The following is a 14,393-nucleotide window of genomic DNA, read 5'->3' on the forward strand; positions in this document are numbered from 1 at the left end:
AGGGGGGAATAACGCTGTCTCGTTGACCGGCCATGGCGCGCGCGGCTATTCTTCAGTAAATCTGGTATTCCGGTTGAGGTTGGTATTTTCCGGGCAAGATGTTAGCTGCACTGGAGGATAGTAAAAATAATGAGCACCGAATCGGGGGCCCATGCCGTTTCCGAAAGGTCCGATTTTGGTCGCCAAAATAAAAACGCCGCACGGGAGCAGCCCACGCCCAGGCGCTTCGGACTGGAACCATCCGATATATCCATCGTCAGCCTCGACTACGGACTGCGCGTACTCGAGGCCAACGGAGATTTCATCTACCAGCTCGGCAAGACGGCATCGGAGGTCTACGGTCAGAACTTCGGAAACTTCGTGCACACGAGCGTGAAACAGGTCATCATGCGGCAGTTGAACCGGCTGGGCGAGGGGACCCGCGACCGGTTCAGCGCGAACGCGGTGGGCGTCTACTCCGCCGGCACCACGTTCTCCGTGGACATGACGGGCGTGGCGGTGCGCGGCGACAGCGGCCAGGTGAGCAAGATCGTGTTGGTGGTCCAACCCGACCGGAACTCGGAATCACCCCGGCCGGTAACCGACCGCCGCAAGTTACTAAGCGAACTCGACGCCCGGGTCCTTGAGGGCGTGGCCGCCGGAAATTCCACCGTGCAGCTCGCGTCCAAGCTCTACCTCAGCAGGCAGGGCATCGAATACCATGTCGGTGCGATGCTGCGCCGGTTCAAGTCCCCCAACCGCTCCGCCCTGGTGGCGAAGGCATATTCTCAGGGCATTCTGAGTATCGGGCAGTGGCCGCCGAAGGTTATCTCGGAATACGTCAGATAAACCGCCACCGCATTCGCGCCAAACGGATCCCGACCCGTTTTCCGGGTGAATCCGCCGGGTTGGCGAGTCCCTCACTCGCCCCGTACCTTCCGGCGGTCGCACCCGCATCCGGACCGGCCGTTCAACCAGGTACGGCCTGTCACATCTGCTTGGCGGACCTGCCGTCCCGCCGGACCATTTCGGCCTGTCCGGCCGGTGGGGCCTGCGCCAAGCCGCCCGGTGCCGCCAACGAAGCCGGCCGCCGGATCCCCGGCACCAGCGCCCGACCCCGGCGCTTGGCCGCGCGCGCCCACCCGCCGCCGATCGTGTGCGGGTGGGCGCCGCTTCCTCACCAGCTGCTTACGTCCACTTGACCTGCGGTGAACGGTAGTAGTCGACACCCCAGATATCCCAGCGGTGGGCCTGTTCGGGCAGCCGCCGGCGGATGGACCGCCAGGCCTGGTCCGCCTTGGGGGTCCAGCCGACCTCGGCGAGTACGGGCATCCGCGGGAACGCCATGTACTCGATACTCTCTTCGGTCGGAGTCACCTGGGTGAACATCGTGGCCTCGATTCCGAGCACCGAGGAGCCGCCGACACCGGTGATGGTGGTTTCCGGATCCCACTCGTAGGCGTCCCTGACCTCGACGAACCCCGCCCAGGACTGGCCCGCCTGGGGTTCGGACTCGTTGTACATCATGTCGAGATAGGCGTGGTCGGCCGGGGACATGATGAACTTCGCGCCCTCGGCAGCGGCCTTTTCGGACAGCTCGTTGTCCGGCCACGGGTACCAGTACTGCGCGATGGCCGACTCCGCCGGGGCACCGGCCAGGAAATCGTGCCAGCCGACGAACTGCTTGCCGTGGTCGGCCACGATTCCGGTGGCCCGCCGCACGAAGTCGGCGTAGTCGGCTTTTGGAATGTCGGCGGGTACCTCGTCGCCGCCGATATGCAGGTACTTGCCCGGTGTCATGCGCGCGACATCGCCCACAACGTCGTCCAGGAACTCGTAGGTGATGTCCTTGTCCAGGCACAGCGAGCTGAACCCGACATCCACTCCGGTGTAGAGCGGCGGCGCGGTCCCGTCGCAGTTGAGTTCGGGATAGGACGCGAGCGCGGCCGTGGTGTGGCCGGGGACGTCGATCTCCGGGACGACCGTGATGTTGCGCCGCTGCGCGTACCGTACGATCTCGCGGTACTCGTCCTGGGTGTAGTAACCGCCCTCGCCGCCGCCGGTCTCGGTACTGCCGCCGTAGGAGGTCAACCGCTCCCAACCGTTGATCTCGATCCGCCAGCCCTGGTCGTCGGTCAGGTGCAGATGCAGATGGTTGTACTTGTAGCGCGCCGCTTGGTCGATGTAGCGCTTGACGAAGTCCACCGGGTAGAAGTAGCGGGCCACGTCCAGCAGCACACCGCGGTAGGGATAGCGAGGCTTGTCGGTGATGCTGCCTCCCGGGATGGTCCACGGCCCGCTCTGGACGGTGTCCTCCTCGATCGCGGCAGGTAGGAGCTGCAGCAGTGTCTGCACTCCGTTGCGCAGCCCCTCGACCGTCTTGGCCCTCAGCCGCACGGACCGTTCCGCGACATCCAGCCGGTAGCCCTGGGTACCGATACCCCTCCCGTTATCGGTGAGCCGCAGGGAGATCCCCCGGCGCTCGGGTGCCGACACGACGGGTAACCGGTAACCGGTGGCGGGCCGGAGCTCGTCGGCGAGCAGCTTCGCCGCCGTACGTGCGTCCTTGCCGCCGCGGGGGACGGTAATACGGGTGGAACGGTCGAGTTCGAACCCGGTGTCCGGATCGGGTTCGACGACCGCGGGCCGGGGGATCAGCGAGTCCATACCGGACGGCTGCTGCGGCGCGGATTCGGCGAGCGCCGCCGGATTGCCCGTACCGATGATCAGGCCGGACAGCAGGGTGTACGAGGCCGCGAGGGCGGCGGTACGTCCGAAGCGTTTGCGACTTTGAACCACGGTTTGCACTCCTCATGGCCGGGAAACCGCACGTGGCGGTTTTGGGGGCACTTCCCGGGCCACCGGGGAGTCAATCGCACAAGATCGTCCGGGCCTATACCTCGGCCGAGTTTCTAAGCGAAACTCTAGAGTGCCGGTGCGCCGGCACTTTTTGGATTCATTTTGCAGGTGGATCCGAATGGCGGGGGCCGGTGGCGTGGGCACATATCCTGCTGCGCCCCCGGTCCCGTGCTCGGCACGGGATTCCTGCGCGCGGCCCCGGCGGCGGCCGCAAGATTCCTAGAGCAGCCCTTTCCGGTGCCAAAATGTGGTGGTCCTCCTCTTCTCGGTGCTGGTAATGCTGGACATACCACGACCGCCAACACCGCTCCGCTCCGACGCCTATCCGCCACCCCCGGGAACCCGGCGGTTGCCGGCCAACGGGACGCAGTCTTTCGCCGACGCGGAACCCCGCTGTGTCACGGCAGGTCAGCCGCCCGCGGGCGCCGTGTTCCGCAACCGCTCCCGCAACCGCTGCGTGTGCCGCTTGCCGCCGTGCGAAAGTTGGGATGCCGCCAATGCAGATCCGACCGTTGAGCATCGAAGGGGCGTGGGAGGTCATCCCCGCCCAGCACGGCGACCCCCGCGGGCGGTTCCTGGAGTGGTACCGGTTCGACCGCCTCGCCGAGGCGGTCGGCCACCCCCTGCAACTCGCCCAGGCGAACACCTCGGTCTCGGCGCAGGGAGCCATACGCGGCATCCATTTCGCCGACGTCCCACCCGGTCAGGCCAAGTACGTCACGTGCGTGCGGGGCGCCATCGCCGATGTGGTCGTGGACATCCGGACGGGTTCGCCGCGGTTCGGCAGCCACGAGACCATCCGGCTCGACGACGTTGAACGCCGGGCCCTGTACATCGGCGAAGGACTCGGCCACGGCTTCTGCGCGCTCACTGACGACGCCGTGCTCACCTACCTGTGCTCGACCACCTACGCTCCCGAACGGGAGCACGCGATCAACCCCGCCACCGCCGACCTCGGCATCGACTGGCCCACCGGCCGGCCGTTGCTCTCGGCCAAGGACACCGCCGCCCCGTCCCTGACCGAGGCCCGCGAGCGCGGACTCCTCCCCGACTACGAGGCGTGCCGGCGGTTCTACGCCGAACTGCGTGCCAATACCGGTGCCGCACGCGGTTGAGGGCGCCCGCCCGCGCCGCACGGGTGCGGTGCCGGATACGCCGCCCGGCCGCCTCCGCGGGTGCCGCGGGTGCCGGCGGCGCCCGCCACCGCGTCGGCGCAGATTCCAGGGTCTTCCCCAGTAGGAGCGATGGGACGGTGGCCACCGGCGCCTGCGGTGCCCGTCGGCCGTCAAGCGTGGAAACGGGCTGCGGCACGGCCGGTTGTCCGGGCCGGTCGTGCGCCCGGGTCCGAGACAGCACCATTGCGGAGGTTGGCCACCGTGCCCGACTGGCTGGTTACCGGAGCGGGGGGAATGCTGGCGCGCGACCTGCTCGCCTGCCTCGCCGACCGCGGAGAAGACGCCGTCGGACTCACCCGCCGCGAACTGGATGTCACCGATCGGGCGGCGGTACGCAGGACGCTGCGGTGCCTGCGCCCGGCCACCGTGGTGAACTGCGCAGCGTGGACGGCCGTCGACGACGCCGAGGCCGCCGAGGACGCGGCGCTGCGCACCAACGGCGCCGCGGTCGGCAACGTCGCCCGCGGGTGCGCCGAAATCGGAGCCCGCCTGCTGCACCTGTCCACCGACTACGTGTTCTCGGGGGATGCGGACACGCCGTATCCGGAGGACGCCGCGCCTGCGCCGCGCACCGCCTACGGCCGGACCAAACTGGCGGGCGAACGCGAGGTCCGCGCCGCATTGCCCGCGGGCAGCGGGCTCATCGTCCGCACGTCGTGGCTGTACGGAGCACACGGCAGGAGCTTTGTGCGCACGATGATCCGCCTGGCCGGCGAGCGCGAGTACGTGGACGTGGTCGATGACCAGTGGGGGCAGCCGACCTGGACCGCGGATGTGGCCCAGCGCCTGGCCGAGCTGGGATCGGCGCCGGCAGCCGGCGGTGTTTACCACGCCACCAGCTCGGGCGAGGCGACGTGGCTGCAGTTCGGCCGCGAGGTGTTCAAGCTGCTCGGTGCGGATCCCGAACGGGTGCGCCCGGTACCCAGCGCCGCGTTCCCGCGCCCGGCTGCGCGTCCCGCCTACAGCGCACTCGGCCACGGCGCCTGGCAGGCCGCGGGACTCCGGCCCATCCGGAACTGGAGATCCGCCCTTGCCGAGGCGTTCCCCCACCTGGTCCGCTAGCGCGGCCGTTCGGGCCGTTCGGGCTGTGCGGGCCGTGCCGGAGCGCAGGGCGATCGGGTGCGCGGCATGCTGCGCGTGGCGGCGGGCGGGCACCGGATCCGGACCAACGTGCGGATTCCGCACGACCGTCATCGGCGGGCGATCCGGTAGGCGGCGCAACCGGCGACGAGGGCGATGAATCCCAGCGCCACGGCCAGGCCGGTCGTGGCCGCGGTCATGCCCAGCCAGGTAACGGTGTATCCGGTGGCCACCGAGAGGACGGCGGCCGGTAGGTAGGCCCCGATGTTGAGCGCGGCGTTGGCCTCGGCCCGTCTGGAGCCGGGGACGTTGTGCGCGATCAGGCGCAGACCGCCGAGTTGGCCCAGGCCTTGGCCGCAGCCCGCCAGGACCGCTGCCAGCACGAACATCCAGGGCGAGGCGGTGGCCACGGTGGCGGCCACCGCCACCATCGCGGTGACGGTGCTTGCGGCGCCGGCGGCGAACAGGCTCCGGACGGGCAGGCGTATCAGGGCGAGCTGCGAGGCGGTCGCGGCGAGGAACATCAGACAGGCCGATCCGCCGGCCAGTAGCGGCGAGGTGTTGCCGACCGCGAGTATCAGCAGGGAGGGGCCGAGGGAGAGGACGAAGCAGGTGGCCGTGAGCCCGGGTGCGAACACCCCGATCCCCCCGGCCACATCTCTGCGGTTGCCCAGGGGGACCGACGGCAGTTTCGGCCAGAGCACGCCGCGGGCGGTCGGGGACGGCCGCTCAAGCGGCAGGTTGAGATAGCCGAGCAGCGCGGTGACCAGGAACAGGATGTTGGCGGAGAACACCCACACAACCGGGGTGTCGGTCACCTCGTAGACCGCGCCGCCCAGGAACGGGCCGAGGCCCGCACCGAGAACCATCGCGACCGAGGCCAGCGTTGACGTGGCCTGCCTGCGGTGCTCGCCGCCTAGGTCGACCACGGCGGCCATTCCGGCCGAGACGAGCACGCCGACCGCGAGCCCGGTCAGAAACCGCGCCGCGAGCAGGACCGCGACGTTGACGGTTGCCAGGAACAGGCCTGCGGCGATCAGTGCGAGCAGGATGCCCGGGACGACCACCCACTTGCGCCCGTAGCGGTCCGCCGCGCGGCCGGCGACCAGCAGCGCCACGACGAGCCCGGCGATGTAGGCCGCGAACACGACCGTCAGGGTTCCGGCCGAGAACCCGATCCGTTCCTGCCAGTAGACGTAGAGGGGGGTGGGCGAGTTCGAGAGCCCGAACACGGCGGTCACCGCCCAGGCCGTCCGTGCCAGCTGCCATGTCGTTCCTGCGGTTGCCGAGCCCTGATTCGCTGCCGCGCCTGTAGTCGGCACCACGCCTCCAAGTACGAAGAAGTTCGTACTGGAACTTAGCAGTACGAATAACTTCGTACAAGCCGTTTGGGGCTTCCCAGGCGGGGGTTGGCCGTATTGGGCGGCCCGGACGGGCGATTGCAGCTTTATGTCACAGAACGATAACGGGCCTGTTCGGCTCCATTTCTCCCGATTGACGAAAGCCCAGGTCAACGCGTTATATGGGGCTGGTTTGGGAATAGATAGTACGACTTTTTACGTACTGTATGGCTATACTGGCCATATGACCGCGACTGCCACCGAAGCCGAGCGGCCACCACTGCTCTCAGAGCCCCACATCGACGAGCTGCGGCTCGAACTCGTGATGAGTGCCTTGGCGGAACCGCTGCGAATGACCATCGCCCGCACGCTGCTGCTGGAGTCCGATGCCTACGACCACCCGTGTGGATGGTTCGGCTTCGACCGGCCGAAGTCCAGCCTCACGCACCACTTCAGAGTCCTGCGCGAAGCAGGGGTCATCCACCAGCGCCAGTACGGCCTGGAACGGCGGAGCCGGCTGCGCACCGAAGACCTCAACGCGCGCTTCCCCGGTCTCCTCGACCTGGTCGCCCAGACCGGCTGACCCGACCGCCTGACCGCCCGGACCGACTCCGCCCCCTCACTTATGCGGTGTTACCGGACCCCGGTGCTCTCGTTCCGGGCGGCCGCGGCGCGCCCGCATTGAACCCCCGGCCACCCAATGCGTCCGCCCGGTGGTCACCGCGGCGTTGGGCGGACGTCACCCCGGGGTGGTGGGATCCCCGCATGCGCCACGCCTTCGCCCGCTCCACCACCGCGATCGCCGCACTCGGGATCGCCGCCGCGGCCCTCACCCCGGCCCAGGCCGACCAGACCCCGGCCGTGCGCCTGCTCGGTGCCGCCACCATCCCTCCCGGCACCGCGGTCGACGGCACCCCCGTCGGCGGCCTCTCCGGAATCGACCGCGACCCCGCCACCGGACGCTACGTCCTGGTCAGCGACGACCGTTCGGAGCACGCGCCCGCCCGCCTCTACACCGCCGCGATCGACGTCGGCGCCGACCGGCCGCCCCGCGTCGAGCTCACCGGCGCGCGCACCCTCCGCGACCCCGCCGGCGCGCCCTACCCCTCGTTGGAGGAGTTCGCCGGCAGCGGTTGCCCGTCTCCCGACGCACCGTGCGCGGCATCGGGCACGGTCGATCCCGAGTCGGTGCGCATCGACCCCCGCACCGGCGCCGTGTGGTGGACCACCGAGGGGGAGCGGCAGCAGACCGGCTCCCGGGCGGTACTGCACCCCCGGGTGCGCGTCTCCCACCCCGACGGCACGCACATCCGCGAACTGCGCACCCCGCGGCTGCTGCGGATGCACACCCGCGGCCGCGACCGGGGGCCGCGGGCCAACCTCACCCTGGAAGGGCTCACCTTCACCCGCCGCGGCACCGTGGTCACCGCGATGGAAGGCCCCCTGTACCAGGACGGCGCCCTGCCCGCGCCGGACGCAGGCGCCGTCACCCGCATAACCGAAACCCGCCGCGACGGCACGCTGGTGGCGCAGTACGGCTACCCCCTCGGCCCGATTCCGGCCACCCCGCAATCTCCGGATGGCGCCGCCGACAACGGTGTCAGCGAGATCCTCGCCGACCCGCAACGGCGCGGCGGCCATATCGCCGTGGAACGCAGCTACGTCGCAGGGCACGGCAACACCATCCGGCTGTTCCGGGTCGACACCGGCCGGGCCACCGACATCTCGCGGATGCCGGCCCTGCCCAACGCCGGACACGAGCCGCGCTTGGCTGAGAAAACGCTCCTGGCCGACCTCGGCGAACTGCCCGGCCCCGCTCTGGACCACCTCGACAACATCGAGGGAATCACGTGGGGGCCGCGGCTGCCCACGGGGGAGCGCACCCTGCTGCTCGTCAGCGACGACAACTTCTCAGCGAACCAGCAGACCCAGGTGATCGCACTGGCGCTGCGCTGACACGGCCGGCGGTGACCGTGCAGAAACGTCCGTCTCAGCTTGGTCTTTGATATCCGGGCATTTCTGCGTGATCACCAGTACGCCGCCCGCCCACCCGGAGCGGCCGCCGGCAGGTCGGCGGGGGTGCCGGCCGCGACCGCATCGGCGGGCAGCCCGATCCACCGGGCGAGTGACGCCCCCACATCGGCGAGCGTGTCCAGGTCGCGGCCGCGGCGGGCACCGCCGGCGCCGGGAGCGGCGCCCGTGGCGGCGAGGACGGGCACCCACTCGCGCGTGTGGAACGGGTGGCCGAGGGACGGGTCGTTGCCGTGGTCGCCGGTGACCACCAGCAGGTCGCGCTCGCCCAACCGGGCGGCCAGGTCCACCAGCGCACCGTCGACGGTCTCCAGTTGGTCGGCGAACACCGCGGCGTCGCGGGAGTGGCCGGCCAGGTCGGTCTGCTGCACGTTGGCGACCACCAGGCCCCGGCCTGCCAGGCCGGTCGCCGACTCCAGGATCCGGGGCGTCTCGACATCGGGCCGCCGCTCGACGGGCCGATCGGTCACCAGCAGATCGGCCGCCTTGCCGATGAGCGCCACCGGCAGTCCCTGCTCGGCCGCCGCCCCCTGCACCTGGTGGCGGTGGTCGACGGCGGCACCCAGGTGCTGCACCTGCAGCCCGCCGTTGCGGTAGAACCCGCTCGCTGGCGTATCGAGCCCCACCGTGCCGCCGGCACCCTCGCGCACCGCGTCGCGCAGCCGCCCGTCGGCGTGGCCGCCCACGGCGATGACCCGCGCCACCGGGGCGGCGCTGCGCACGACGCGGGCGATGGCCAGGATCCGCTCGAACGGCAGATCCTCCAGCCGGCAGGACACGTTCCAGTTGAGCCCCGGGTCGGCCTCCAGGTTGTCGTGAACCAGCGCCGCCCCGTCCACGAGCAGAACCGGGCGCCCGTCGAGCGGTTCGGCGCTGTGGCCGCTGCGGCGCAGCGCGGCGGCGACACCGCCGGCGGACTCGGCCAGCCGGCGCAGCACAACATGGGACATGTCGGCGCCCATGAGGGTCTGGTGGCCGGCGAAGGAGTCGGCGCCGGGATAGCCCAGCCCCGATCGGGCCCCGCTCGCCTGCAGCAGCGGCACCGGAGGCGCGATGGCGCCGCCGAGATCGGGGCGGAGGGCCGCCAGCCCCATACCGGCCAGGTGCGGGATGCGCAGCGGACGGCGGCGTTCGGCCAGCGACCACCGCGCCACGGCGCCCAGCGTGTCGGCGGCGGTGTCGCAGGCGCGCATGCCGCCGGCATCCGGCAGGGCGCCCACGCCCAGCCCGTCCAGGACCAGCACCGTGGCCGAACGCGGTGCTGCACTCGGCTGTGCACTCATCCGGCTTGCCTGCCCAGCGCGTCGAAGACACCGTCGACCCGCGGCCGCGCACCGCCGATGCCCGAGACCACGGCCACGCGCGAGCGCGTCACGAAGACCTGGGTGCGGAAGGCCATCACGGCCGTGTCGCCGACGTGGGCGCGCACGCCCTGCTCGCACCAGTCGAACCGCCGGTAGTAGTCGATGCTCGCCGGCGGCGCGTCGCGCAGTTCGGCGCGGCGCGGCCCGTCCGCGGTTGCGACGAGCAGGTTGCGCTCGTGCCCGCGACTGTAGAAACCGCCGCCGAACACGCTGGGCGCGGTGCCGAGCTGGGCGACCTCGGACACGTAGACCATCGCCGGCTGCTCGGCCAGATCCGGGTCCTCGGCGTGCTGGGGTGTGCTGCCGGTGAGCGCGTGCCCGGGCTCGCCGAAGGCCCCGCCCGCAGCCGCCAACCGGGGGATGGTGCTGACACTGGTGTGGCTGGGCAGCGACAGTACCGGGTCGATGCCCAGCTCGCGCAGCTTCGCGGCGGCGTCTTGGACCCGTTCCATCGTGCCGGTGGGGCGGGGCAGGCGCTGTTCGGCGTCGAAGCTGATGCAAGGGAAGCCGGTGGCACCGGCGACCTCGACGCCCGGCAGCCGGCGGGCGTACTCCACGGCGGCGGCGATGCCGTCGGTCTCGAAACCGCCGTCCTGGCCTGGGAACGTGCTTTCCCGGGAGCCGCGGATGCGCAGCAGCACGCGCTGGGTGCGGCCCAGCGCCGCGGCGGCTCCGGCCACGGCGCAGAGGTTTTCCAGGTCGAACACTGTGGCGTAGTCGGGGGAGTGGGCCAGCAGCCCCGGCAGCCGCCTGCGCGGTACCTGCACCAGGTGCCCCACGTTGCCCAGGCGGGCCCCGCCGGCCAGCACGGATCCGGCCTCGCGGTGGTCGATCGCGGCGGCCGCGGGGATGTGCCGGGCGACGGTCTCGGTCACCAGCGGGTTGCGCCCGTACTGCTTGGCGACGAACCACAGCCCGATCCCGTGCTCGGCGGCCGCCGCAGCGAGGGCGGCGGCGTTGCGGCCGACCGCGTCGCGGTCGATGACATAGGTGTCGGGGTCGATGGTGCCCCGCCGGTGCAGGGCGATCGCCGACTCGATGAGGGCCGGGTTGCGCCGCTCGGTCATCGGCAGGAACATCAGCTGCCCTCCCCTTCGGTCAGGGCCGCCCGCAGGATCGACTCGGTCAGGTCGGCGCCCGCCCGCATGGGGTTGATCCGCACCGCCCAGTCGCGCAGGCCGGGGCGGTCGGCCAGGGTCGATGAGGACAGCCGGTAGACCAGCGGGGTGATCTCGTAGCGCGAGTTCGAGCCCACGGGGAACGGGGCCGCTCCGTGGCGGGCCGCCCACCCGGGCAGGGCCGTTGCCAGCGGCCGGTCCAGCAGCGCGACCACGCACAGGTCCTGCACGTTGGCCGGCCGCGCGTCAACGATGCCGGGGACCGCCCCACCCGCCAGCCGCTCGGCGAGGGCGAGCGAGGCGCGCGACTGCGCCGCCCAGTTCAGCGGCACCATGACGAGGGCCTGCAGCGCTGCCAGCGCCTGGTGCCCTTGTACCTGGCCGCCGCCGGAGTAGTTGGCGGCGCGGGCGCGCCCGACGATATCCGCGTCGCCGAGCACCACGCCGACCCCCTCGGGGCCGTGCAGTTTGAACAGTGAGAACGCCGAGGCGGCGGCGCCGAGTTCGACCCCGATGCGCGGTGTCCGAAACACCGCGTAGTTGTCGTCGACGATCACCCGCCGGCCGGACGCGGCGGCCGCGGCGACCACGTCGGCCGGCTGGTGGCGGTCGGTCAGGCGCTGGCGGGCGTGTTGGACATGGACCCACCGCGCCGGGTCGTGCGCGAGCGCCCCGGCCCAGGCCGGGTCGTCGAAGTCCGCGCGCACGACCTCGGCGGCACCGTCGCGGAAGGTGGCCGCGGTGGTGGCGTAGTCAGGGGCGTCGTGGGCGATGATCCTGCGGTCGCCCTCGGCCCACGGCCCGGCCGAGAGCGCGGTCCGGATCGCGCCGGTGCCCGCCCCCTGCACCAGGCAGGCGTCCTGTGCCCCGAACGCCGCGGCCAGCGCCGCCTCGGCCCGCCGGGTGGTGTCGGGGCGGCCGAGCCCGGGCACCACACCGGCATCGGCCCGGAACAGGGCGGCGTCGGGGAAGTGCGCCGCGATCGCCGCGACGAGCCGCTGCTGCATGGCCTCGGCGTCCGCTGCGGTGGCCACCGGCAGCGTCGCGGTATCGGGCAGGCCGGGCGGGCCGTGCGGTTCGGGGGGGTTGGACGGTTCGGGGCGAGCGCTCGGGCCCGGGGTCATGTGTCCTCCCTTGCGTCCAGTGCGGCCAGCCACCTGAGTGCGTTGCCGCGGTAGAGCAGGTCGAGGGTTGCCGCGTCCGCGCCGCGGTCGGCGAGCGCCCGGCCGAATGGCCCCAGGACGTGGCCGAATCCCTGCCCTCCGCGGTCGGCCAGGTAGCTGTCGCGCGAGATGTCGTTGCTCAGCAGGATGCGCCGCTCGTGCCCGGCCTCCAACAGGCGCAGCAGCAGGGCGAGGCGCCGTTCGTCGCTCTGGTAAGCGGCCTTGCCGACCGTGTCGAAGGCGACGTAGGCGCCGGCATCGGCGATCGCGCGGTGCTGGGCGGTGTCGTCGCACAGGTCCTGGTGCCCGATCGAGATGCGGTGCGGGGCCAGCCCGGTCGACGTGAGCAGTCCGAGCTGTTGGAGCCCGCCCTGCCCGAGGTGGGCGTGGGTGGCCACGGAAAGCCCGGTGCGCGCGGCGGCGCGCCCGGCGGCCAGCAGGCTGGTGCGTTCTGCGGCACTGGCGGCGGGGCCGTGGCTGCCGATCTCGCCGATGACGCCGGGCCGGATGCCCGTCGCACCGACACCCCCCTCGATTTCGGCGGTGAGCAGGTCGGTGGCCCCCTCGACCGAATCGCCGGGTTCGCCGCTCGGGTGGAAGCGTTCGTAGTACCACCCGGTCGCGACCACCACCTCCACCCCGGACCGCTCGGAGATCGAGCGGGCCGCGCGCACGTCGCGTCCCATCCCGCGGCAGGTGAGGTCGACGACGAGGGCGAGCCCGTCGGCGGTGCGGGCGCGTTCCAGCTCGGCGGCCACCGCATCGCCGTCGGTGAGGGCGGCAGCGGGGTCGGCCGGGCCCGACAGGTCGATGCACAGGTGTTCGTGGGCCAGGACGGCACCGGTGACCGCCGACGGGGCCACCTCGCGTCCGGTGACGGTGCGGATACCCATCACGCGGGGGTGGACAGGCCGGCGAGGTGGAGCAGGTTGAGCACGATCCCGCCGACGAGCACCGCGGCCGGCCCGGCCGCCATGCGCACGACGGGGCGCCCCAGCGCCTCGTTGAACAGGTACAGACCGCCGACGAGCGCGATGCCAAGGCCCTCGCCCATGGTCAGACCGGCCATGAGCGATCCCACCAGGATCGCGAGAGCCAGCGACTCGGTGATCGCGTTGCGGATGTGGTCGGCCGCATCGCGGATGCTCGGCCAGCGCTGCAGCCACCGGCCCACGGCACTGAGCAGGAAGACCTCCGCCGACATGACGGCCGCGCCGAGCACGAACGCCGCGGCCAGGGCGAGCGGCCAGGCGTCGACGAACATGTGCACCAGGTAGCCGACGGGGTAGACGAACGTGAACCCGGCCATTGCGTAAGCGCCCGATGCCAGCGCGGTCGTGGCGATCAGCGGCACGAACCCGAACGCGCGCAGGAAGTCGACCTGCGCGGCCTCGCTGTAGGAGCCGTCGGCGATCAAGAAGCTGGTGGCTTCGCCGCCGCCGAAGATCCCACTGGCGGCGAGCATGGCGACCGCGCCGCCGAGCCCGGCGAGCCAGAACCCGTTGCGGCGCAGCCGGTCGGCGTTGGGGCCGAACAGCTGGTCGGAGGCCGCGTCGGTGGCGGCCTGCTGCTCGGCGCGGGCCGCGCGCTCCTCTTCTCCCAGTTCGGCGAGCTCGGCGGTCTCGGCGCGCTTTGCGGCCCGGTCCCGCACCACGGCGAATCCCAGCAGCAGCACCACGCCCAGCGCCATCGCCAATGAGCCGGGGAACATGTCCGGCCACACCAGCATGGACACGACGATGACGGCGACCTCGGCGACCAGTGTCAGCAGGCCCTTGATGCGGCCGAACTGGCGGGTGATGGCCAGCACCGGGAAGATCGCGAACAGCCACAGGATCGGGGTCGAGATCTCCTGGAGCGCGCTGATGAAGTCGACGGGCAGGCCGGTCGCGATGGCGTTGGCGGCGTTGAGGCCGAACGCGCAGACAGCGCCCCACAGGCCGCCGGCGAGCGCGGCCAGCCACCGCCACGGCGCCAGCAGCCCGAGGATCTCGACGGGCAGGAAAACCAGCCAGGGGTTGAGCACCCCGGTGGACAGCGCCATGGGCGCGCCCAACCCGAAGATGAACCCGGCGGAGACACCGAACACGATGGTGGCGGTGGCGATCCGGGTGGAGCGGCCCTGGATGTAGTCCAGCAGGAACGGCCGGGCGCCGTCGTTGAAGACCGCGAGCGCGGCGTTGGCGATGAGAGAGGCGAAGGCGCACAGGGCGATGACGAGGACGGACTGCCAGAGCTCGAACGCGACGGCCGCGTTCCCGGCGGCTGCGGCGGCCATCATCGG

General features: G+C 71.6%; 12 protein-coding genes. 5 read left to right on the forward strand and 7 right to left on the reverse strand.

The genetic code is table 11. The features are described 5' to 3' along the window. The first annotated feature begins 129 nt into the window (after positions 1 to 129). The gene (locus ACYVD5_RS03090) at positions 130 to 828 is read left to right on the forward strand and encodes a LuxR C-terminal-related transcriptional regulator (RefSeq protein WP_460999334.1); all 699 of its coding nucleotides are present in this window, start codon (positions 130 to 132) and stop codon (positions 826 to 828) included. Between the two features lie 339 nt (positions 829 to 1,167). Here ACYVD5_RS03090 and ACYVD5_RS03095 read toward each other — a convergent pair whose 3' ends face one another. Continuing rightward, entirely contained in the window at positions 1,168 to 2,778 is a 1,611-nt protein-coding gene (locus ACYVD5_RS03095; protein WP_460999335.1) for a beta-N-acetylhexosaminidase, read from the reverse strand. Positions 2,779 to 3,335: 557 nt separating this feature from the next. Here ACYVD5_RS03095 and ACYVD5_RS03100 point away from each other — a divergent pair. Together ACYVD5_RS03100 and rfbD are read left to right on the forward strand one after the other, a co-directional pair. Beyond that, positions 3,336 to 3,953, forward strand: coding sequence for a dTDP-4-dehydrorhamnose 3,5-epimerase family protein (locus tag ACYVD5_RS03100; RefSeq protein ID WP_460999336.1), 618 nt, complete (start codon positions 3,336 to 3,338; stop codon positions 3,951 to 3,953). 261 nt (positions 3,954 to 4,214) lie between these two features. Further along, a complete protein-coding gene (rfbD, locus tag ACYVD5_RS03105) occupies positions 4,215 to 5,075 on the forward strand; it encodes a dTDP-4-dehydrorhamnose reductase (RefSeq protein WP_460999337.1) in 861 nt (286 codons plus the stop codon). 128 nt (positions 5,076 to 5,203) lie between these two features. Here rfbD and ACYVD5_RS03110 read toward each other — a convergent pair whose 3' ends face one another. Beyond that, entirely contained in the window at positions 5,204 to 6,418 is a 1,215-nt protein-coding gene (locus tag ACYVD5_RS03110) for an MFS transporter (protein ID WP_460999338.1), read from the reverse strand. A 259-nt stretch (positions 6,419 to 6,677) separates the two neighbouring features. On the opposite strand from ACYVD5_RS03110, the gene ACYVD5_RS03115 reads away from it, so the two are divergent. Together ACYVD5_RS03115 and ACYVD5_RS03120 are read left to right on the forward strand one after the other, a co-directional pair. After that, positions 6,678 to 7,016, forward strand: coding sequence for an ArsR/SmtB family transcription factor (locus ACYVD5_RS03115; RefSeq protein ID WP_460999339.1), 339 nt, complete (start codon positions 6,678 to 6,680; stop codon positions 7,014 to 7,016). 182 nt (positions 7,017 to 7,198) lie between these two features. Then, positions 7,199 to 8,389, forward strand: coding sequence for an esterase-like activity of phytase family protein (locus ACYVD5_RS03120; protein ID WP_460999340.1), 1,191 nt, complete (start codon positions 7,199 to 7,201; stop codon positions 8,387 to 8,389). Between the two features lie 71 nt (positions 8,390 to 8,460). Here the strand turns inward: ACYVD5_RS03120 and ACYVD5_RS03125 are convergent, their stop codons facing one another. Genes ACYVD5_RS03125 through ACYVD5_RS03145 form a run of 5 tightly spaced genes read right to left on the reverse strand, consistent with a single transcriptional unit; the run spans position 8,461 to position 14,390 of the window. Then, complete coding sequence (locus ACYVD5_RS03125; protein WP_460999341.1) at positions 8,461 to 9,747, reverse strand: phosphopentomutase; 1,287 nt, start codon at positions 9,745 to 9,747, stop codon at positions 8,461 to 8,463. Further along, on the reverse strand, positions 9,744 to 10,907 hold the full coding sequence (locus tag ACYVD5_RS03130; protein WP_460999342.1) for an alanine racemase: 1,164 nt from the start codon (positions 10,905 to 10,907) through the stop codon (positions 9,744 to 9,746). Before ACYVD5_RS03130 ends, ACYVD5_RS03125 begins: the two co-directional genes overlap by 4 nt. Then, positions 10,907 to 12,070 (reverse strand): hypothetical protein, encoded by a 1,164-nt coding sequence (locus ACYVD5_RS03135; RefSeq protein WP_460999343.1) that lies wholly within the window; start codon positions 12,068 to 12,070, stop codon positions 10,907 to 10,909. The genes ACYVD5_RS03130 and ACYVD5_RS03135 overlap by 1 nt, the downstream gene beginning before the upstream one ends. Then, the gene (locus tag ACYVD5_RS03140) at positions 12,067 to 13,002 is read right to left on the reverse strand and encodes a phosphotriesterase family protein (RefSeq protein ID WP_460999344.1); all 936 of its coding nucleotides are present in this window, start codon (positions 13,000 to 13,002) and stop codon (positions 12,067 to 12,069) included. The genes ACYVD5_RS03135 and ACYVD5_RS03140 overlap by 4 nt, the downstream gene beginning before the upstream one ends. Next, positions 13,002 to 14,390, reverse strand: a complete 1,389-nt coding sequence (locus tag ACYVD5_RS03145; protein ID WP_460999345.1) for a YhfT family protein — start codon at positions 14,388 to 14,390, stop codon at positions 13,002 to 13,004. Before ACYVD5_RS03145 ends, ACYVD5_RS03140 begins: the two co-directional genes overlap by 1 nt. Between the last annotated feature and the right edge of the window lie 3 nt (positions 14,391 to 14,393).

It is taken from the genome of Streptomonospora sediminis, assembly GCF_054778995.1.